Annotated in this window: 19 protein-coding genes; 15 read left to right on the top strand and 4 right to left on the bottom strand. The window is 64.0% G+C overall.

The annotated features are described in order from the left end of the window. Window positions 1-62 precede the first annotated feature (62 nt). Window positions 63-806, top strand: a complete 744-nt coding sequence (locus TZ03_RS18530; protein ID WP_051099668.1) for a VacJ family lipoprotein — start codon at window positions 63-65, stop codon at window positions 804-806. A gap of 176 nt (window positions 807-982) precedes the next feature. Here the strand turns inward: TZ03_RS18530 and TZ03_RS18525 are convergent, their stop codons facing one another. Next, window positions 983-2,131 (bottom strand): patatin-like phospholipase family protein, encoded by a 1,149-nt coding sequence (locus TZ03_RS18525; RefSeq protein WP_051099649.1) that lies wholly within the window; start codon window positions 2,129-2,131, stop codon window positions 983-985. Window positions 2,132-2,275: 144 nt separating this feature from the next. Then, the gene (locus TZ03_RS18520; RefSeq protein WP_051099648.1) at window positions 2,276-3,211 is read right to left on the bottom strand and encodes a lipid A biosynthesis lauroyl acyltransferase; all 936 of its coding nucleotides are present in this window, start codon (window positions 3,209-3,211) and stop codon (window positions 2,276-2,278) included. A gap of 111 nt (window positions 3,212-3,322) precedes the next feature. On the opposite strand from TZ03_RS18520, the gene minC reads away from it, so the two are divergent. From minC to TZ03_RS18490, 7 genes are all read left to right on the top strand, one after another. Continuing rightward, window positions 3,323-4,081 carry a septum site-determining protein MinC gene (minC, locus tag TZ03_RS18515; protein WP_051099647.1) on the top strand — a complete coding sequence of 253 codons (759 nt, stop codon included), beginning with the start codon at window positions 3,323-3,325 and terminating at the stop codon, window positions 4,079-4,081. A 102-nt stretch (window positions 4,082-4,183) separates the two neighbouring features. Next, window positions 4,184-4,996: a septum site-determining protein MinD gene (minD, locus tag TZ03_RS18510; protein WP_051099646.1), complete on the top strand. Its 813-nt coding sequence runs from the start codon at window positions 4,184-4,186 to the stop codon at window positions 4,994-4,996. Between the two features lie 3 nt (window positions 4,997-4,999). Next, window positions 5,000-5,254 carry a cell division topological specificity factor MinE gene (gene minE, locus TZ03_RS18505; protein ID WP_021782476.1) on the top strand — a complete coding sequence of 85 codons (255 nt, stop codon included), beginning with the start codon at window positions 5,000-5,002 and terminating at the stop codon, window positions 5,252-5,254. Between the two features lie 153 nt (window positions 5,255-5,407). Continuing rightward, on the top strand, window positions 5,408-6,043 hold the full coding sequence (locus tag TZ03_RS18500) for an RluA family pseudouridine synthase (protein ID WP_051099645.1): 636 nt from the start codon (window positions 5,408-5,410) through the stop codon (window positions 6,041-6,043). A gap of 169 nt (window positions 6,044-6,212) precedes the next feature. Next, window positions 6,213-7,502 (top strand): M18 family aminopeptidase, encoded by a 1,290-nt coding sequence (locus tag TZ03_RS18495; RefSeq protein WP_051099644.1) that lies wholly within the window; start codon window positions 6,213-6,215, stop codon window positions 7,500-7,502. Between the two features lie 193 nt (window positions 7,503-7,695). Beyond that, window positions 7,696-7,863: a hypothetical protein gene (locus TZ03_RS31265; RefSeq protein ID WP_170929313.1), complete on the top strand. Its 168-nt coding sequence runs from the start codon at window positions 7,696-7,698 to the stop codon at window positions 7,861-7,863. A 44-nt stretch (window positions 7,864-7,907) separates the two neighbouring features. After that, window positions 7,908-10,061 (top strand): mechanosensitive ion channel family protein, encoded by a 2,154-nt coding sequence (locus TZ03_RS18490; RefSeq protein WP_051099667.1) that lies wholly within the window; start codon window positions 7,908-7,910, stop codon window positions 10,059-10,061. A gap of 96 nt (window positions 10,062-10,157) precedes the next feature. Here the strand turns inward: TZ03_RS18490 and TZ03_RS18485 are convergent, their stop codons facing one another. Then, window positions 10,158-10,871 (bottom strand): UTRA domain-containing protein, encoded by a 714-nt coding sequence (locus TZ03_RS18485; RefSeq protein WP_051099643.1) that lies wholly within the window; start codon window positions 10,869-10,871, stop codon window positions 10,158-10,160. A 318-nt stretch (window positions 10,872-11,189) separates the two neighbouring features. Between TZ03_RS18485 and TZ03_RS18480 the strand changes: the two genes are divergently transcribed. The 6 genes from TZ03_RS18480 (at window position 11,190) to TZ03_RS18455 (ending at window position 16,458) form a co-directional block, all read left to right on the top strand. Continuing rightward, window positions 11,190-12,254 carry an ABC transporter substrate-binding protein gene (locus TZ03_RS18480; protein ID WP_051099642.1) on the top strand — a complete coding sequence of 355 codons (1,065 nt, stop codon included), beginning with the start codon at window positions 11,190-11,192 and terminating at the stop codon, window positions 12,252-12,254. A gap of 108 nt (window positions 12,255-12,362) precedes the next feature. After that, entirely contained in the window at window positions 12,363-13,169 is an 807-nt protein-coding gene (locus TZ03_RS18475) for an alkaline phosphatase family protein (protein ID WP_051099641.1), read from the top strand. Then, on the top strand, window positions 13,166-14,017 hold the full coding sequence (locus TZ03_RS18470) for an ABC transporter permease (RefSeq protein ID WP_051099640.1): 852 nt from the start codon (window positions 13,166-13,168) through the stop codon (window positions 14,015-14,017). The genes TZ03_RS18475 and TZ03_RS18470 overlap by 4 nt, the downstream gene beginning before the upstream one ends. Then, the gene (locus tag TZ03_RS18465) at window positions 14,007-14,801 is read left to right on the top strand and encodes an ABC transporter permease (protein WP_051099639.1); all 795 of its coding nucleotides are present in this window, start codon (window positions 14,007-14,009) and stop codon (window positions 14,799-14,801) included. The genes TZ03_RS18470 and TZ03_RS18465 overlap by 11 nt, the downstream gene beginning before the upstream one ends. A gap of 1 nt (window position 14,802) precedes the next feature. Then, window positions 14,803-15,792, top strand: coding sequence for an ABC transporter ATP-binding protein (locus tag TZ03_RS18460; RefSeq protein ID WP_051099638.1), 990 nt, complete (start codon window positions 14,803-14,805; stop codon window positions 15,790-15,792). 12 nt (window positions 15,793-15,804) lie between these two features. Beyond that, window positions 15,805-16,458: an HAD family hydrolase gene (locus TZ03_RS18455; RefSeq protein WP_051099637.1), complete on the top strand. Its 654-nt coding sequence runs from the start codon at window positions 15,805-15,807 to the stop codon at window positions 16,456-16,458. A 124-nt stretch (window positions 16,459-16,582) separates the two neighbouring features. On the opposite strand, the gene TZ03_RS18450 is transcribed toward TZ03_RS18455, so the two are convergent. Then, window positions 16,583-17,545: an NAD(P)H-quinone oxidoreductase gene (locus tag TZ03_RS18450; protein ID WP_051099636.1), complete on the bottom strand. Its 963-nt coding sequence runs from the start codon at window positions 17,543-17,545 to the stop codon at window positions 16,583-16,585. Between the two features lie 144 nt (window positions 17,546-17,689). Between TZ03_RS18450 and TZ03_RS18445 the strand changes: the two genes are divergently transcribed. Further along, window positions 17,690-19,771: a carboxy terminal-processing peptidase gene (locus tag TZ03_RS18445; protein WP_177328483.1), complete on the top strand. Its 2,082-nt coding sequence runs from the start codon at window positions 17,690-17,692 to the stop codon at window positions 19,769-19,771. Window positions 19,772-19,848 lie beyond the last annotated feature (77 nt).

Genomic DNA, 19,848 nt, shown 5'->3' with positions numbered 1-19,848 from the left:
TCGCCACTGCCCTGCTTGCCGCCGGCCAGGCCCTGGGCGCAGAAACCGCGCCCCGGGCCAGCGTGGTCGAGGCCGACCCGCAAGTGACTGCCGCGCCGCTGACGCCCGAGGCCGATGGTTTTCTCGACCCGCTGCGCGAGCTGAAATTCAACCCGGGGCTGGACCAGCGCGAGTTCGAACGCTCCACCCTGGAAGCGCTGAACGTGTACGACCCGCTGGAGTCGATCAACCGGCGCATCTACCACTTCAACTACCGCCTGGACCAGTGGGTGCTGCTGCCGCTGGTGAACGGCTACCAGTACGTCACCCCGCGTTTCGTGCGCACCGGGGTGAGCAACTTCTTCAACAACCTGGGCGATGTGCCGAACCTGTTCAACAGCGTGTTGCAACTGAAGGCCAAGCGTTCGGCGCAGATCACCGCGCGGCTGATGTTCAATACCATCATCGGCGTCGGTGGCCTGTGGGACCCGGCGACCAAGATGGGCCTGCCACGGCAGAGCGAGGACTTTGGCCAGACCTTGGGCTTTTACGGCGTACCGGACGGGCCGTACCTGATGCTGCCGGGGCTGGGGCCGTCGAACCTGCGCGATACCACCGGGCTGGTGGTGGATTATGCGGGTGAGCAGGCGATCAACTACCTGAACGTGGCCGAAGCCAGCAGCGACCACCCGGAAATCATTGCCCTGCGCGTGGTAGACAAGCGCTATACCACCAACTTCCGCTATGGCCAGCTGAACTCGCCGTTCGAGTACGAGAAGGTGCGGTATGTGTATACCCAGGCGCGCAAGTTGCAGATAGCCGAGTAAGCCTGTGCCGGCCCTATCGCCGGCAAGCCGGCTCCCACAGGGGACTGCACATTACCTAAGGGCGGTGCCCTCCTGTGGTAGCAACTGTCTTGCCTGGACTGGCCTCACCGCAGGCCCGGGCATTGTGGGGTCCTGTGGGAGCTGGCTTGCCGGCGATAGGGCCGGCACAGGCAATATCAAATCCCCAGGAACTGGCACAACTCGCGCTTCTTGGCCAAGGCATCGCGCCGTCCCAGTTCGATCAGCTCACTGCAATAGCTGGCCTCGAACAGCAAATAGCTCAACACCCCCGCCCCACTGGTCCGCGTAGCCCCCGGCCCACGCAGGAACAGGCGCAACGCCGCCGGCAGCTCGCGCCGGTGGCGCGCGGCAATCTCGTCCAGCGGCTGGCTGGGCGCTACCACCAGCACCTCGATCGGCGCCAGGCCCAGGCGCCGGGCGTCCAGGTGTGCCGGCAACAGGCGGCTCAGGTGGTTCAGGCGCTGCAGCAGTTCGATGTCGTCTTCCAGGCTGTCGATGAAGGTGCTGTTGAGCATGTGCCCGCCAATCTGCGCCAGGCTCGGCTGCCGCCCGCTGAACACGCGCTGGGTCGGCAACGGCGGCGCTGGCCGCTGCGGGTTGCCGCTGACCCCGACCACCAGCACCCGGCTGGCGCCCAGGTGCAAGGCCGGGCTGATCGGTGCCGACTGGCGTACCGCGCCATCACCGTAATACTCGTCGCCCAGCTGCACCGGGGCGAACAGCAGCGGAATCGCCGCACTGGCCAGCAGGTGGTCGATGGTCAACGGCGTGGGTACGCCGATTCGGCGGTGGCGTAGCCAGGGTTCGATGGTGCCGCGGCCCTGATAGAAGGTCACCGCCTGGCCGGACTCGTAGCCGAAGGCGGTCACTGCCACGGCGCGCAACTGCTCAGCGGCCAAGGCGTGAGCGATGCCGTCCAGGTTCAGGTGCGCCTTCAGCAAGCCGTGCAGCGGGCTGCTGTCCAGCAGCGCCACCGGCGCCTGGCCGCCCAGGCCAAGCAGGCTATGGCCGACGAAACGGCTGGCCTGGCGCACCACCCCGGGCCAGTCGCTGCGGATGACCAGGTGGCTGCGAAAATTCTGCCAGAACGCGGTAAGCCGTTGCACGGCTTCATTGAAGTGGTTGGCGCCGCTGGCCAGGGTGACGGCGTTTATGGCCCCGGCGGAGGTGCCGACGATGACCGGGAATGGGTTGTGCGCGCCAGCGGGCAACAGCTCGGCTAGGCCGGCAAGTACACCTACCTGATAGGCGGCACGGGCGCCGCCGCCAGAGAGGATGAGACCAGTTACCGGGGGTGGGGCCATGGGTTCCTTCCTGGATCAGCTGTTTTCAGGCCCGGCCTCTTCGCGGGCTTGCCCGCTCCCACAAGACCGCACAATGGCCGGACTTGTGGAAATCCTGTGGGAGCGGGCGCGCCCGCGAAGAGGCCGGCACAGGCAAAACAAGACTCAGCGCTTTTTCTTCTCATACAGCCGTGGCGCCCCTGGGGGCCGCGACTTGAATCGGCGATGCGCCCACAGGTACTGCTCGGGGCACTCGCGCAACACGCTCTCGACCCACTGGTTGATGCGCAGGCAATCGGCCTCTTCGCTTTCGCCGGGGAAGTCCGCCAGCGGCGGGTGAATTACCAGACGATAGCCGCTGCCATCTTCCAGGCGCTTCTGGGTGAACGGGATCACCTGTGCCTTGCCCAGCCGGGCGAACTTGGTGGTCGCCGTCACTGTCGCCGCCGGGATACCGAACAGCGGCACGAACAGGCTCTGCTTGGCGCCGTAGTCCTGGTCCGGCGCGTACCAGATCGCCCGGCCCGAACGCAGCAGCTTGAGCATGCCGCGCACGTCCTCGCGCTCCACCGCCAGCGAGTCGAGGTTGTGGCGCTCGCGGCCGCTGCGCTGGATGAAGTCGAACAGCGCGTTACCGTGCTCGCGGTACATGCCATCGATGGTGTGCTGCTGGCCCAGCAGCGCGGCGCCGATTTCCAGGGTGGTGAAGTGCACCGCCATAAGGATCGCGCCCTGCCCCGCCTGCTGGGCGGCCTGCAGGTGCTCCAGCCCTTCGACATGGGCCAGGCGCGCCAGCCTGGCCTTGGGCCACCACCAGCTCATGGCCATTTCGAAGAAGGCGATACCGGTGGAGGCGAAATTGGCCTTGAGCAAGCGCTGCCGTTCGTCGACAGACAGCTCCGGGAAGCACAGTTCCAGGTTGCGCGCGGCAATGCGCCGCCGTTCACCGGCAAAGCGATACATCACGGCACCCAGCGCGGCACCGACTTTCAACAGGACCCGGTATGGCAACTGAACCACCAGCCACAGCAGGCCCAGGCCCAGCCACAGGCCCCAGAACTTTGGGTGAAGGAAATAGGGACGAAAACGCGGGCGTTCCATTGATGCATCCGGAAAGACAAAGGCCGCGCATTCTACAACGGATCAGCGCATGTTGCGGGCAACCGGTGTTCTCGTTATAAGTCAGGGCACTTTTTCCGCAACAAGCCGTCTATGCAGACCATGAGCCCAAACCACACACCCGACACCGCCTCCGTGTTCCAGCTCAAGGGCAGCATGCTCGCCATCACGGTACTGGAACTGGCACGCAATGACCTTGAAGCCCTCGACCGCCAGTTGGCGGCCAAGGTCGCCCAGGCACCGAACTTCTTCAGCAACACGCCGCTGGTGCTGGCACTGGACAAGCTGCCGGCCGACGAGGGGGCAATCGACCTGCCCGGCTTGATGCGGATCTGCCGCCACCACGGCCTGCGCACCCTGGCCATCCGCGCCAGCCGCATCGAGGACATCGCCGCCGCCATCGCCATCGACCTGCCGGTGCTGCCGCCGTCGGGCGCCCGCGAACGGCCGCTGGAACCCGAGCCCGAGGTAAAGAAGCCCGAGCCGGCCCCAGCCCCGCCACCCATCCTTGAACCCGAGGTGCGCCCGACCCGCATCATCACTGCGCCAGTACGCGGCGGCCAGCAGATCTACGCCCAGGGCGGCGACCTGGTGGTGACCAGCTCGGTCAGCCCGGGTGCGGAACTTCTGGCCGATGGCAACATCCATGTGTACGGCGCCATGCGCGGCCGGGCCCTGGCCGGCATCAAAGGCAATACCAAGGCGCGCATCTTCTGCCAGCAGATGACCGCGGAAATGGTCTCCATCGCCGGCCAGTACAAGGTCTGCGAAGACCTGCGCCGCGACCCGCTGTGGGGCACCAGCGTGCAAGTCAGCCTGTCCGGTGACGTGTTGAACATCACCCGTCTTTAACGGATACTTGCCGTCATTTTCAGAGCAACTTTCTTTAACTGTTGCCGTTTTTTGCATTTTGCCGGGGCACCTGTCCCGACTTATTTTTAGGGGTGAAACACCTTGGCCAAGATTCTCGTGGTTACTTCCGGCAAGGGGGGTGTGGGCAAGACCACCACCAGCGCCGCCATTGGTACCGGCCTCGCACTGCGTGGCCACAAGACCGTCATCGTCGACTTCGACGTGGGCCTGCGTAACCTCGACCTGATCATGGGCTGCGAACGCCGCGTGGTGTACGACTTCGTCAACGTGGTCAACGGCGAAGCCAACCTGCAGCAGGCCCTGATCAAGGACAAGCGCCTCGAGAACCTGTTCGTGCTGGCCGCCAGCCAGACCCGCGACAAGGACGCGCTGACCCAGGAAGGCGTGGAAAAGGTGCTGATGGAGCTGAAGGAAAACTTCGAGTTCGTCATCTGCGACTCGCCGGCCGGTATCGAGAAAGGCGCGCACCTGGCCATGTACTTCGCCGACGAAGCCATCGTGGTGACCAACCCCGAGGTTTCCTCGGTGCGTGACTCCGACCGCATGCTGGGCATCCTGTCGAGCAAGTCGCGCCGCTCCGAAAACGGCGAAGAGCCGATCAAGGAACACCTGCTGATCACCCGCTACCACCCCGAGCGCGTGGAAAAGGGCGAGATGCTGAGCATCGCCGACGTCGAAGAAATCCTGGCGATCAAGCTCAAGGGCGTGATCCCCGAGAGCCAGGCAGTGCTCAAGGCTTCCAACCAGGGTATCCCGGTCATCCTCGACGACCAGAGCGATGCCGGCCAGGCCTATAGCGATACCGTCGACCGTCTGCTGGGTAAAGAAAAGCCCCTGCGGTTCATCGAAGTGCCGAAGCAAGGATTCTTCGCGCGCCTGTTTGGAGGCAAGTAAACCATGAACCTTTTTGACTTCTTTCGTGGCAGACAGAAACAGTCCAGCGCGTCGGTAGCGAAAGAGCGTCTACAGATCATCGTGGCGCACGAGCGCGGCCAACGCAGCGAGCCGGACTACCTGCCAGCATTGCAGAAAGAACTGCTGGAAGTGATCCGCAAGTATGTGAACATCGGCAACGATGACGTGCATATCGAGCTGGAAAACCAGGGCAGCTGCTCGATTCTGGAGCTGAACATCACCTTGCCGGATCGCTGATCCGCGCAATTGGCAATTTGGGGCTGCTTTGCAGCCCTTCGCGGGCAAGCCCGCTCCTACAGGGGAATGCATGCCCTTTGTAGGAGCGGGCTTGCCCGCGAAGGGCCGCAAAGCGGCCCCGCTGTTTTCCCCCGCTAAAACCGAGACCAAGCAATGCCGCTGTCGAACATCCAGATCCTGCACGAAGACGCCGCCATCCTGGTGATCAACAAACCGACCCTGCTGCTGTCGGTGCCCGGCCGCGCTGAAGACAACAAGGACTGCCTGATCACCCGCCTGCAGCAAAACGGCTACCCCGACGCGCTGATCGTGCACCGCCTGGACTGGGAAACCTCCGGCATCATCCTGCTGGCCCGCGATGCCGACAGCCATCGCGAGCTGTCGCGCCAGTTCCACGACCGCGAAACCGAAAAGGCCTATACCGCGCTGTGCTGGGGCCAGCCGGCGCTGGACAGCGGCAGCATCGACCTGCCGCTGCGCTACGACCCGCCGACCAAGCCGCGGCATGTGGTGGACCACGAGCAAGGCAAGCATGCGCTGACCTTCTGGCGCATCGTCGAGCGCTGCGGTGATCACTGCCGGGTCGAGCTGACGCCGATTACCGGGCGCTCGCACCAGTTGCGCGTGCACATGCTGTCGATCGGGCATCCGCTGCTGGGTGACCGCCTGTATGCCAACCCCGAGGCCCTGGCAGCACATGAGCGGCTGTGCCTGCATGCCTCGATGCTGAGCTTCACCCACCCGGTCTCGGGGGAGCGGTTGAAGTTCGAGTGCCCTGCACCCTTCTGATTTCTCGGTGGCTGCACCGGCCTCTTCGCGGGCTTGCCCGCTCCCACAGGTACTGCACAGGTTTCGAATGCAGTGTTATCCCTGTGGGAGCGGGCAAGCCCGCGAAGAGGCAGCCACAAATTGTCGACATTCTGCGTTAAACTCGCGCCACTGCTGTCTGGAGTGAGCCATGCGCGACGCACTGAATTCTGGCCTTATCGACTTCCTCAAGGCCTCCCCCACGCCCTTCCACGCCACCGCCAGCCTGGCCCAGCGCCTGGAGGCTGCCGGCTACCAGCGCCTGGACGAGCGCGACAGCTGGGCCACAGTGCCTGGCGGTCGCTATTACGTCACCCGTAACGACTCTTCGATCATCGCCATCAAGCTGGGCAAGCAGGCGCCGCTGCTGAATGGCATCCGCATGGTCGGCGCCCATACCGACAGCCCGTGCCTGCGGGTCAAGCCGCAGCCCGAACTGCAGCGCCAGGGCTTCCTGCAACTGGGCGTGGAAGTGTATGGCGGCGCCCTGCTGGCGCCGTGGTTCGACCGCGACCTGTCACTGGCCGGGCGGGTCACCTACCGCCGTGACGGCAAGGTCGAAAGCCAGCTGATCGACTTCAAGCTGCCGATCGCGATCATCCCCAACCTGGCCATCCACCTGAATCGCACCGCCAACGAAGGCTGGGCGATCAACCCACAGAACGAACTGCCGCCGATCCTCGCCCAGGTGGCCGGTGACGAACGCATCGACTTCCGCGCCCTGCTCACCGAGCAGTTGGCCCGCGAGCACGAGCTGATCGCCGATGTGGTGCTGGATTACGAGCTGAGCTTCTACGACACCCAGGACGCCGCGCTCATCGGCCTGAACGGCGACTTCATCGCCGGCGCCCGCCTGGACAACCTGCTGTCGTGCTACGCCGGCCTGCAGGCCCTGCTGGCGGCAGACAGCGACGAGACCTGCGTGCTGGTGTGCAACGACCACGAAGAAGTCGGCAGTTGTTCGGCCTGTGGCGCCGACGGCCCGATGCTGGAGCAGACCCTGCAGCGCCTGCTGCCCGATGGCGATGCCTACGTGCGCACCATCCAGCGCTCGCTGATGGTGTCGGCCGACAACGCCCATGGCGTGCACCCCAACTATGCCGACAAGCACGACGGCAACCACGGGCCCAAGCTCAACGCCGGGCCGGTGATCAAGGTGAACAACAACCAGCGCTACGCCACCAACAGCGAAACCGCCGGGTTCTTCCGCCACCTGTGCATGGCCGAGGAAGTGCCGGTGCAAAGCTTCGTGGTGCGCAGCGACATGGGTTGCGGCTCGACCATCGGGCCGATCGCTGCCAGCCATCTGGGCGTGCGCACGGTGGATATCGGTTTGCCGACCTTCGCCATGCATTCGATTCGCGAGCTGTGCGGCAGCCATGACCTGGCCCACCTGGTGAAGGTGCTGACCGCCTTCTACCGTAGCCGCGAGTTGCCCTGAGACTCGATTAGCCAGGTCTGGCCCTATCGCCGGCAAGCCAGCTCCCACAGGTCCCTCACAATGCCTGGGCCTGTGGTGATCCTGTGGGAGCTGGCTTGCCGGCGATAGGGCCAGACCTGCTCAAGGTCAATCCCCCCATCTGCCCAACCCGCTATGCTTGTTACATGGCCCCATTGCAAAAGGATTGCTGTCCATGTCCCCGTTCCTGTCCCTGTTCGTGCCGGTGTTCCTGTTCCTGATGCTGCTGACCATCGGTTTCAGCCTGCGCGAGCGCAATATCGGTGTGCTGATGATGTGGATCGGCACCTTGGGCATCTTTGGCCTCACCTGCTGGAAGATCCTGGAGAAACTGCCGTCATAAACCTCTACACTCGGTCAATCGTTTGACCTGAGGTAGATTTGCCAGTGCCTGCCCTCCTGCGTTACCTGTTCCTGCTGTTAGTACTGTTCATCACTCCGCTGCAGGCGGCGGGCCTGCCCGGCCTGCTTGGCGGCAGCGCGCCCGCACAGCCGCAGGCCAGCGAGCCGCTGGGCAAGTCGCTGGACGAGGTGATCAAGAACCTGGAAAACGACCAGCAGCGGGCCAAGCTGCTGGCCGACCTGAAAAAGCTGCGCGACGCCACCAAGCAATCGCAACCCACCGTCGAACAGGGCGTGCTGGGCCTGATCGGCGGCGCCCTGCATGATTTCGAAAAACAGTTCAGCGGCAATGACAGCCCGTTCCACCGCTGGGCCACGGAAATAGACCAAGCCCAGACCGAACTGGCGGAACTGATGGTGCCGGTGCACCAGTGGCCGGCGATCCTGTTCGGCTTTGCCGCCGTCATCGCCGTGTGGAGCGTGCTGGCCTACGCCTTCAACTGGGTCGGCCATCGCGTGCGCTTGCGCTTCGGCCTGAGCGAGGAACTGCCGCAGCACCCGCGTACCTGGGACCTGGTGCGCTTTGCCTTGCGCAAGCTCGGCCCATGGCTGGTGGCACTGGTGTTCACCGTGTACCTGAGCTTCGTGCTGCCGCCGTCGCTGGGCAAGTCGCTGGCCATGGTGCTGGCCTACGCGCTGGTGGTCGGCACCTGCTTCTCGGCCATCTGCGTGATCGCCTTCTCGTTGCTCGACGGCCCGCACCGCCATCGCGCCCTGTACATCCTGCGCCACCAGGCGTTCCGCCCGCTGTGGCTGATCGGCAGCTTCGCCGCCTTTGGCGAAGCGATGAGCGACCCACGGCTGACCGTCGCCCTCGGCACCCACCTGGCCCATGCCCTGGCGACCCTGGCCAATGTGGTCGCGGCCGTGTGCACCGGGCTGTTCATCCTGCGCTTCCGCCGCCCGATCGCCCACCTGATTCGCAACCAGCCGCTGTCACGGCGCCTGACCCGGCGCACCCTCAGCGACACCATCGAAATCCTCGGCAGCTTCTGGTTCATTCCAGCGCTGATCCTGGTGGCCATCTCGCTGTTCGCCACCTTCGTCTCCGCCGGCGATACCAGTACCGCGCTGCGCCAGTCGCTGATGTGCACGGTGCTGGTGGTGGTGTGCATGGTGCTCAACGGCCTGGTGCGCCGCCACGCCGCCAACCCCAAGCGCGCCAACAAGCGCCAGGCGGTATACGCCGAGCGCCTGCGCAACTTCGGCTACCTGCTGGTGCACCTGTTCATCTGGCTGGTGTTCATCGAACTGGGCCTGCGCGTGTGGGGCCTGTCGATGATCAGCTTCGCCGAGGGCGACGGCCACGAGGTGAGCCTGCGCCTGCTGGGCCTGGCCGGCACACTGATCGTCGCCTGGCTGGTGTGGATCCTTGCCGATACCGCCGTGCACCACGCCCTGGTACGCTCGCGCCGCGGCCTGGCCAACGCCCGTGCGCAAACCATGATGCCGTTGATCCGCAACGTGATGTTCGTGGTCATCTTCATCATCGCCGTGATCGTAGCCCTGGCCAACATGGGCATGAACGTCACCCCGCTGCTGGCCGGTGCCGGTGTGATCGGCCTGGCCATCGGCTTTGGTGCGCAGTCGCTGGTGGCCGACCTGATCACCGGGCTGTTCATCATCATCGAAGACTCGCTGGCCATCGACGACTACGTGGATGTGGGCGGGCACCTGGGCACGGTGGAGGGGTTGACCATCCGCACCGTGCGCCTGCGGGATATCGACGGCATCGTCCATACCATCCCGTTCAGCGAGATCAAGAGCATCAAGAACTACTCGCGGGAGTTCGGCTACGCGATCTTCCGCGTGGCCATCCCGCACAGCATGAACATCGACCAGGCGATTACCTTGATTCGCGAGGTGGGGCAGAAGCTGCGCAATGACCCACTGATGCGCCGCAACATCTGGTCGCCGCTGGAGCTGCAGGGGGTGGAGAGCTTCGAGTCGGGGTCGGCGATCTTGCGGGCGCGGTTCAAGACCGCGCCGATCAAGCAGTGGGAGGTATCGCGGGCGTTCAACCTGGCGCTGAAGCGGCAGCTGGACGAAGCGGGGCTGGACCTGGCGACGCCGCGGCTGTCGGTGCAGGTGGTTACCGCGGGGGGCGGTGGGATGGCAGAAACCACTTCCTCCAGTTAGGGCCTCTTCGCGGGTAAACCCGCTCCTACAGGATGCTCACAGGCCTGTAGGAGCGGGTTTATCGAGGCGTCGAACCGCCGCGAAGAAGCCAACACCTTATCCGGCCTGTGCACGGATGCGGATAGCATCATGCCGCCAATACTCCAGGTCACAGTCGATCAGATGGCCATGCTGGTCACTGTTGACCCGGGTAATGTGCAACCCCGGGCTCCCCGCCGACACCTTCAAGGCACCGGCCGCCTCCACCGGCAACGCCGTGGGCAAGATCTCGAAGCACACCTGCCCATACTCGATGCCATACACCCGCCCGTAAATCTCGGTCAGCGACTGCGCCAGGTCCTGTTCGAGAACCTCCGGGAAGTAGCGTGGGTTGAGGTAATGCTCGGCATACAACACCGCCCGCCCATCGATGCGCCGTAACCGGCAGATACGCACCACACTGGACAACGCCGGCAGTTGCAAGCGCGCACAAATGGCCGCCGAGGCCGGCTGCAGCCGTGCCGACAGCAACTCGGTGCTGGCCACCCGCCCCTGGTCGCGCACCATGGCATGGAAGTGGCTGCGCTCGATCAGGTCGTAGGTCAGCCGCTCGGGCGCGACGAACCAGCCGCGGCGCTCTTCGCGGTAGATCAAGCCTTGGGCTTCCAGCTGCGCCAGCGCCTCACGCAGGGTAATGCGCGTGGTATCGAATACCTCGCTGAGCCGGCGCTCGGCCGGCAGCTTGCCGCCCGGTGCCAGCAGGCCGTGCTCGATCTGCTCCTGCAGGGCATGGCAGATGGCTGTTACCGCACGCGGGGAGGTCGACTGCATCAAAAGGTTACCTATCTGGACTAGTCCAGCCCCACAAAGGGGCCTGTGAAGATTAGTGCAGCCTAGGCAGGGCTGATGAACATCCCGTGACAAAGGCCCGGAGCAGGCACTGCCAGAAACGCGCCAACGCAGCAAAACCGGGCTAGTTGCGTGGTCTACGCTGTAGTCTCAGAGCCGCTTCAGGCGTTGCCCTACATCAAATTGTCACGCAAGCGACCTACCTTGGCTCAAGCTTTGCTGACCTAGACCAACGGTCACCAGACAACGGCTTCACTCATAACAACGATCGCTAAAGGCACCCATATCAAGGAGCTTCGGATGAAAAAGTTGTTCATGGCGTCACTGCTCGGTTCGGCCATCGCCCTGTGCACCACGGCCATGGCCGCCGACACCGACCTCAAGGCCCTGGAAGACGCCGCCCGCAAGGAAGGCACCATCAACAGCGTGGGCATGCCTGATGCCTGGGCCAACTGGAAAGGCACCTGGGAAGACCTGGCCATCAAGTACGGCCTCAAGCACAGCGATACCGACATGAGCTCGGCCCAGGAAATCGCCAAGTTCGACGCCGAGAAGGACAACGCCAGTGCCGACATCGGCGACGTCGGTGCCGCCTTCGGCCCGATCGCCGTGACCAAGGGTGTCAGCCAGCCATACAAGCCAAGCACCTGGGACCAGGTACCGGTATGGGCCAAGGACCAGGATGGCTACTGGGCGCTGGCCTATACCGGCACCATTGCCTTCATCATCAACAAGGACCTGGTCAAGGAAGGCGAACGCCCAAGCTCCTGGCATGACCTGGAAAAAGGCAAGTACAAGGTCGCCATCGGTGACGTCGGCACCGCTGCCCAGGCCGCCAACGGCGTGCTGGCTGCAGCCATCGCCTACAAGGGAGACGAGAGCAACATCGAGCCGGGCCTGCAGTTGTTCACCAAACTGGCCCAGCAGAAGCGCCTGTCGCTGGCCAACCCGACCATCCAGACCCTGGAGAAGGGCGAGGTGGAAGTCGGCGTGGTGTGGGACTTCAACGGCCTGAGCTACCGTGAGCAAATCGACCCCAAGCGTTTTGAAGTACTGATCCCTTCGGATGGCTCGGTGATTTCCGGCTATACCACGATCATCAACAAGTACGCCAAGCACCCGAATGCGGCCAAGCTGACCCGTGAATACATCTTCAGCGACGCCGGGCAGATCAACCTGGCCAAGGGGCATGCACGGCCGATCCGTGCCGAGCACCTGAAGCTGCCGGAAGATGTGCAGGCCAAGCTGCTGCCGAACGAGCAGTACAAGGCGGCGCAGCCGATCAAGAATGCCGAGGTTTGGGAAGCCACTTCCAAGGCACTGCCACAGAAGTGGCAGGAGCAAGTGATCATCGAGATGGAATGAAGAAGCTTCAAGTTTCAAGCTGCAAGCTGCAAGTGAAAGCAGGTGATCGACATGCCGGCTTCTTCTTGTAGCTTGTAGCTTGAAGCTTGCAGCTCATTGGGAGCCACCATGCAACACAACGTCATCCTGGTCCTGCTCGACGGCCTCAACTACCAGGTCGCGCACCATGCCATGGGCCACCTGCACGCCTACGTCGAGGCCGACCGTGCCGCGCTGTACCGCGTGGAATGCGAACTGCCGTCGCTGTCACGGCCACTGTACGAATGCATCCTCACCGGCGTGCCGCCGATCGACAGCGGCATCGTGCACAACAACGTCAACCGCCTGTCCAACCAGCGCAGCGTGTTCCACTACGCCCGCGAAGCCAACCTGGGCACTGCGGCGGCGGCCTATCACTGGATGAGCGAGCTGTACAACCGCTCGCCCTTCGACGCGCAGCGCGACCGCCATACCCACGCGCCAAAGCTGCCGATCCAGCACGGGTTGTTCTACTGGGACGACCGCTACCCCGATTCGCACCTGCTGGCCGATGGCGAATACCTGCGCCGCCGCCATGCACCGAACTTCCTGCTGGTGCACCCGATGAGCGTCGACGATATCGGCCACCGCCACGGCCTGGACAGCAGCCAGTACCGCAATGCCGCACGCAGCGTCGACATCCTGCTGGCCGACTACCTGCCGGGCTGGCTCGAAGAGGGCTACCAGGTGCTGGTCACCGCCGACCATGGCATGAACAACGATCGCTCGCACAACGGCCTGCTGGCCGAGGAGCGCGAAGTGCCGCTGTTCGTCTTCGGCGACGCCTTCAGCCTGGACCCGGCCGCCAAGCCATTGCAGACCGAGCTGTGCGGGACCATCTGCGAACTGCTCGGCGCGGCGCATGACAAGACCGTCTGCCGGGAGCTGCTGAAGTGACTACAGCCAAGAGCAGCGGCGCCCGTGGCCGCTACCTGGCCCTGCTGTGCCTGCTGCCATTCGCCGTGTTCTTCGTCATCTTCCAGATCGCCCCGCTGGCTTGGGTAGCGGTCAGCAGCCTGCAATCGGAAGCAGGCTGGGGCGTGGCCAACTTCAGCAAGGTGTTCGCCTCGAAGTTCTACCTGCAGGCTCTGCAACGCAGCCTGGAGATCAGCTTCTGGTCGAGCCTGTTCGGCATCGTCATCGCTACCCTCGGCGCCTATTCGCTGCGCCAGGTGGACTCGAAGCTGCGCGACTTCGTCAGCGCCTTCGCCAACATGACCAGCAACTTCGCCGGGGTACCACTGGCCTTCGCCTTCATCATCCTGCTCGGTTTCAACGGCGCGCTGACCCTGCTGTTGAAGCAGGTCGGCCTGCTGGAGGATTTCAGCATCTATTCCAAGAGCGGGCTGATCCTGGTGTACACCTACTTCCAGATCCCGCTTGGCGTGTTGCTGCTCTACCCCGCGTTCGACGCCCTGCGCGAAGACTGGCGCGAGTCGGCCGCGCTGCTGGGGGCCAGCCACTGGCAATACTGGCGGCACATCGGCCTGCCCGTACTGACCCCGGCACTGCTCGGCACCTTCGTCATCCTGCTGGCCAACGCCCTGGGTGCCTACGCCACCGTGTACGCCCTGACCACCGGCAACTTCAACGTCCTGCCCATCCGCATCGCCGGGCTGGTGGCCGGTGACATCAGCCTCGATCCCAACCTGGCCAGCGCCCTGGCCATGGTCCTGGTGGGGCTGATGACGCTGGTCACGGTGGTGCATCAATGGCTGCTGAAAAGGAGCTACCATGCGCGCTGACGCCCGCTCCGGCGGCTGGTACCACCGTGCCGTGGTCTACCTGCTGTTCCTGATCCTCTTGCTGCCACTGGCCGGCACCCTGCTCTACTCGCTGGCCACCAGCTGGTCGGCCAGCCTGCTGCCCAGCGGCCTGACCCTGAAATGGTACGCAGCGCTGTGGAGCGAGCCGCGCTTCCTGGCCGCCTTCGGCCAGTCACTGCTGGTGTGCGTCGGCGCGCTGCTGCTGTCGGTGGTGCTGATCCTGCCGCTGCTGTTCGTGGTGCACTACCACTTCCCCAAACTCGACGCGCTGATGAACATCCTCATCCTGCTGCCGTTCGCGGTACCGCCGGTGGTGTCGTCGGTGGGGCTGCTGCAGCTGTATGGCAGCGGGCCGATGGCCATGGTCGGCACGCCGTGGATCCTGATTGGCTGCTACTTCACCATCGCCTTGCCGTTCATGTACCGGGCCATCACCAACAACCTGCAGGCGATCAACCTGCGCGACCTGATGGATGCCGCCCAACTGCTGGGCGCCAGCACCTGGCAGGCAGCGTTGCTGGTGGTGCTGCCAAACCTGCGCAAAGGCCTGATGGTGGCGCTGCTGCTGTCGTTCTCGTTCCTGTTCGGCGAATTCGTGTTCGCCAACCTGCTGGTGGGCACCCGCTACGAGACCCTGCAGGTGTACCTGAACAACATGCGCAACAGCAGCGGCCACTTCAACAGCGCGCTGGTGATCTCGTACTTCGCCTTCGTGCTGGTACTGACCTGGGTCGCCAACCGCCTGAACAAGGACAAGACCTGACATGAGCTTCGTCAGCGTACAGAAACTGCAAAAAAGCTACGCCGGCAGCCCGGTGTTCGAGAACATCGACTGCCACATCGAACGCGGCGAGTTCGTCACCCTGCTCGGCCCGTCCGGTTGCGGCAAGTCCACCTTGCTGCGCTGCATCGCCGGGCTGACTCCGGTGGACCACGGGCAGATCCTGCTCGACGGCCACGACATCGTGCCGCTGAGCCCACAAAAGCGTGGCATCGGCATGGTGTTCCAGAGCTATGCGCTGTTCCCCAACATGACCGTGGAGCAGAACGTCGCCTTTGGCCTGCGCATGCAGAAGGTCAAGGCCGATGAAAGCCAGGCGCGGGTGCGCGAGGCCCTGGAGCTGGTGGAGCTGGGCAACTTTGCCGGGCGTTACCCGCACCAGTTGTCTGGCGGCCAGTGCCAGCGCGTGGCCCTGGCCCGCTCGCTGGTCACCCGCCCGCGCCTGCTGCTGCTCGACGAACCGCTGTCGGCGCTGGATGCGCGCATCCGCAAGCACTTGCGCGAGCAAATTCGCGCTATCCAGCGCGAGCTGGGGCTGACCACCATCTTCGTCACCCACGACCAGGAAGAGGCGCTGACCCTGTCGGACCGCATCTTCCTGATGAACCAGGGGCGCATCGTCCAGAGCGGCGATGCCGAAACCCTCTATACCGCGCCGGTGGACCTGTTCGCCGCCGGTTTCATCGGCAACTACAACCTGCTCGACGCCGACAGCGCCAGCCGCCTGCTGCAGCGCCCGGTGGCCAGCCGCCTGGCGATCCGCCCAGAGTCGATCACCCTGGGTGTCAACGGTGAACTGGACGCCGAAGTACGCAGTCACAGCCTGCTCGGCAACGTGATCCGCTACCGGGTGCGGGTGCGCGAGGTGGAGCTGGTGGTCGACGTGCTCAACCGCTCGCCGGCCGACCTGCACGCGGACGGCCAGCGGGTAAGCTTGTCGATCGACCCCACGGCGCTACGGGAAGTGGCCTAAGGAGATTCACGCATGGCACTGGCAATTTTCGATCTGGACGAAACCCTGATCCACGGCGACTGCGCGTCGCTGTGGAGCGAGCAGATGGCCCGGCTGGGCTGGGTCGACGGCAAGGCATTCGTGCGCCGCGACCATGAGCTGATGGAGGCCTACGGCAAAGGCCACTTGCAGATGGAGGAGTACATGGCCTTCAGCCTGGAACCGATTGCCGGGCGCACCCTGGAAGAGGTCGAGCACCTGGTCGAGCCGTGGGTGGAAGACGTCATCGAACCGATAATTTTCGGCGACGCCTGCCGCTGCATCGCCGAGCACCGCAAGCGTGGCGACCGTATCCTGATCATTTCGGCGAGCGGCACCCACCTGGTCGGGCCGATTGCGGCGCGGCTGGGGGTGGATGAGTACCTGGCTATCGAACTGGAGGCGGTCAATGGGGTGTATACCGGCAAGACCCATGGGGTGCTGACCTACCGCGAGGGCAAGATCACCCGCTTGCTGGAATGGCTGGACCAGGAGCAGGAGAACCTGGAGGGGGCGAGCTTCTATTCCGATTCGCGCAATGACCTGCCGTTGTTGCTGAAGGTGGATCACCCGCATGTGGTGAACCCCGATGCAGTGTTGCGCGAGCATGCCGAGATCAATGGGTGGCCGATCTTGAGCTGGAGCTGAAAGTCTTTATGGGCTGTGCCGGCCTATTCGCGGGTAAACCCGCTCCTACATTGGATCGCCACAATTTCGAACATTGTGCGATCCAATGTAGGAGCGGGTTTACCCGCGAAAGGGCCTGACCTGCTTACACCAGGCCAGGGTCGATCACCATCACCAGCTTACCCGACACCTGGTTGCTCTCAAGCTCGGCATACGCTGCCTGGGCAAACTCCACCGGGTAGGTATCGACCAATTGCGGCGACAAGCGCCCTTCGGCGAACAGCGGCCACACCTGCTGCTGCAGTTCACGCAGCAACTCGGCCTTGAAGCTGTCATCACGGTTGCGCAGCGTGGACCCGGTAATCTCCAGGCGCTTGCCCAGCACCTGTGCCAAGTCCAGCTCGAACTTGCGCCCGCCCATCAGGCCAATGATCACCCAGCGCCCGTCGCGGGCCAGCAGCTTGAGGTTGAGTTCGCCGTAGCTGGCACCGACCGGGTCGAGAATCACATCGAACGGGCCGATAGCTTCCAGCTCATCCAGGTTCTGGTTACGCACCACGCCACCCGCCGCGCCCAGCGCCTGGCAATAGGCCAGGCGGTCCTGCGAACCGACACTGACCCACACCGGGCTGCCGAATGCCTTGCACAGCTGGATGGCGGCCGAGCCCACGCCGCTGGCGCCAGCGTGCACCAGCACCTTCTCGCCAGCCTTCACGGCACCGAGCTGGAAGATGTTCAGCCAGGCGGTGGCATACACCTCCGGCAACGCCGCCGCTTCGTGCAGGCTCAGGCCTTCGGGCACCGGCAGCACGTGACGGGCATCCACCACCACTTCCTCGGCCATGGCGCCACTGGCCAGCAGCGCGCAAACGCGGTCGCCCACCCGCCAGTCGGCACCGGCGCCCACCTCTTCGACCACCCCGGAACACTCCAGGCCCATGTACGGGCTGGCACCTGGCGGTGGCGGGTACAAACCTTTCATCTGCAACAGATCGGCGCGGTTCAGCCCCGCCGCAGCCACGCGAATGCGCACTTGGCCCGCGTCACAAGCCGGGCGCTCGGCCTCGACCCAAGCCACATGTCCGTCAACGCCTTGCAATGCCTTCACAGTGCCTCCATAGTTGAATCATATGACCGAGCCTGGGATAGCTATGTCCCAGGCTTTTTGCAGTATGCGCCCGGCTCCGATGGAACCGGCGAACGGAAAAGACGGCCTACTATGCGTGATCAATTGCCCCCACGTCGAATCAGCATGAAGCATTTCCTCCCAAGCACCGCCCTGGCCCTGATGATCGGCCTGGGCAGCCTCACGCTCGGCGGCAATGCGGCGGCCGCCAACAAGTGGGACAGCCTGCAGCCGGACCGCGACGAGATCGTCGCCAGCCTCAACGTGGTGGAATTGCTCAAGCGCCACCACTACAGCAAGCCGCCGCTGGACGATGCCCGTTCGCTCATCATCTATGACAGCTACATCAAGCTGCTGGACCCATCGCGCAGCTACTTCACCGCCGCCGATATCGCCGAATTCGACAAATGGAAAACGCAATTCGACGATTTCCTCAAGAGCGGTAACCTGGACCCGGGCTTCACCATCTACAAACGTTACCTGGACCGCGTCAAGCAACGCCTGGACTTCGCCTTGGCCGAGCTGAACAAAGGCGTGGACAAGATGGACTTCACCGCCAAGGAAACCTTGCTGGTCGAGCGCAAGGACGCCCCGTGGATGAAGGACCAGGCCCAGCTCGACGAGCTGTGGCGCAAGCGCGTGAAAGACGAGGTACTGCGCCAGAAGATCGCCGGCAAGGAACCCAAGCAGATCCAGGAAACCCTGACCAAGCGCTACAAGAACCAGCTGTCGCGCCTGGACCAGACCCGTGCCGAGGACATCTTCCAGGCCTATATCAACACCTTCGCCCAGTCCTACGACCCGCACACCAACTACCTGTCGCCGGACAACGCGGAAAACTTCGACATCAACATGAGCCTGTCGCTCGAAGGCATCGGCGCGGTGCTGCAAAGCGACAACGACCAGGTCAAGATCGTGCGCCTGGTGCCGGCCGGCCCGGCGGCCAAGACCAAGCAGGTGGCCCCGGCCGACAAGATCATCGGCGTGGCCCAGGGCAACAAGGAAATGGTCGACGTGGTCGGCTGGCGCCTGGACGAAGTGGTCAAGCTGATCCGTGGCCCGAAAGGCTCGGTGGTGCGCCTGGAAATCATCCCGGCAAGCAATGCGCCAAGCGACCAGACCAGCAAGGTCGTGTCGATCACCCGCGAAGCGGTCAAGCTCGAAGAGCAGGCGGCGAAGAAGTCGGTGCTCAAGCTCAAGCAGGACGGGCGTGACTACAAGCTGGGCATCATCGAGATCCCGGCCTTCTACCTGGACTTCAAGGCCTACCGCGCCGGTGACCCGGAGTACAAGAGCACCACGCGCGACGTGAAGAAGCTGCTCACCGAACTGCAGAAGGAAAAAGTCGACGGCGTGGTCATCGACCTGCGCAACAACGGCGGTGGTTCGCTGCAGGAAGCCACCGAGCTGACCAGCCTGTTCATCGAGAAGGGCCCGACCGTGCTGGTGCGCAACAGCGATGGCCGCGTCGACGTACTGGAAGACGAAAACCCCGGTGCCTTCTACAAAGGCCCGCTGGCGCTGCTGGTCAACCGCCTGTCGGCCTCGGCCTCGGAGATCTTCGCCGGTGCCATGCAGGACTACCACCGCGCGCTGATCATCGGTGGCCAGACCTTCGGCAAGGGCACCGTGCAGACCATCCAGCCGCTCAACCATGGCGAGCTGAAGCTGACCCTGGCCAAGTTCTACCGGGTTTCCGGGCAGAGCACCCAGCACCAGGGCGTGCTGCCGGACATCGACTACCCGTCGATCATCGACACCAAGGAAATCGGCGAGAGTGCCCTGCCCGAGGCCATGCCGTGGGATACCATCCGCCCGGTGGTCAAGTCGGCGGCCGACCCATTCAAGCCGTTCCTGGCCCAGCTCAAGGCGCAGCATGAAGCACGTAGCGGCAAGGACGCGGAGTTCACCTACATTCGCGACCGCCTGGCCCTGACCCAGAAGCTGATGGCCGAGAAAACCGTCAGCCTCAACGAGCAGGAGCGCCGTGCACGCCACGACGACATCGAAGCCAAGCAGCTGGCCCTGGAGAACATCCGCCGCAAGGCCAAGGGTGAAGAGCCGCTGAAGGAGCTGAAGAAAGAGGACGAGGACGCGCTGCCGACCGAGGATGAAAACACCAAGCCCGAAGACGACGCCTACCTGGCCGAAACCGGTCGCATCCTGATCGACTACCTGAGTGCGAGCACCAAGGTGGCCAAGAAGTAAGCCAATGATGGCAGATTAATGCGACCTGTCATCAAACAGTCATCGCGCTGTCGTGAAATAGAGGGGCCGGGCGTGCA

Origin of the sequence: Pseudomonas sp. 10-1B (genome assembly GCF_000935045.1) — a bacterium.
GTDB lineage: Bacteria > Pseudomonadota > Gammaproteobacteria > Pseudomonadales > Pseudomonadaceae > Aquipseudomonas.
This window is presented reverse-complemented; position numbering and strand designations above follow the sequence as displayed.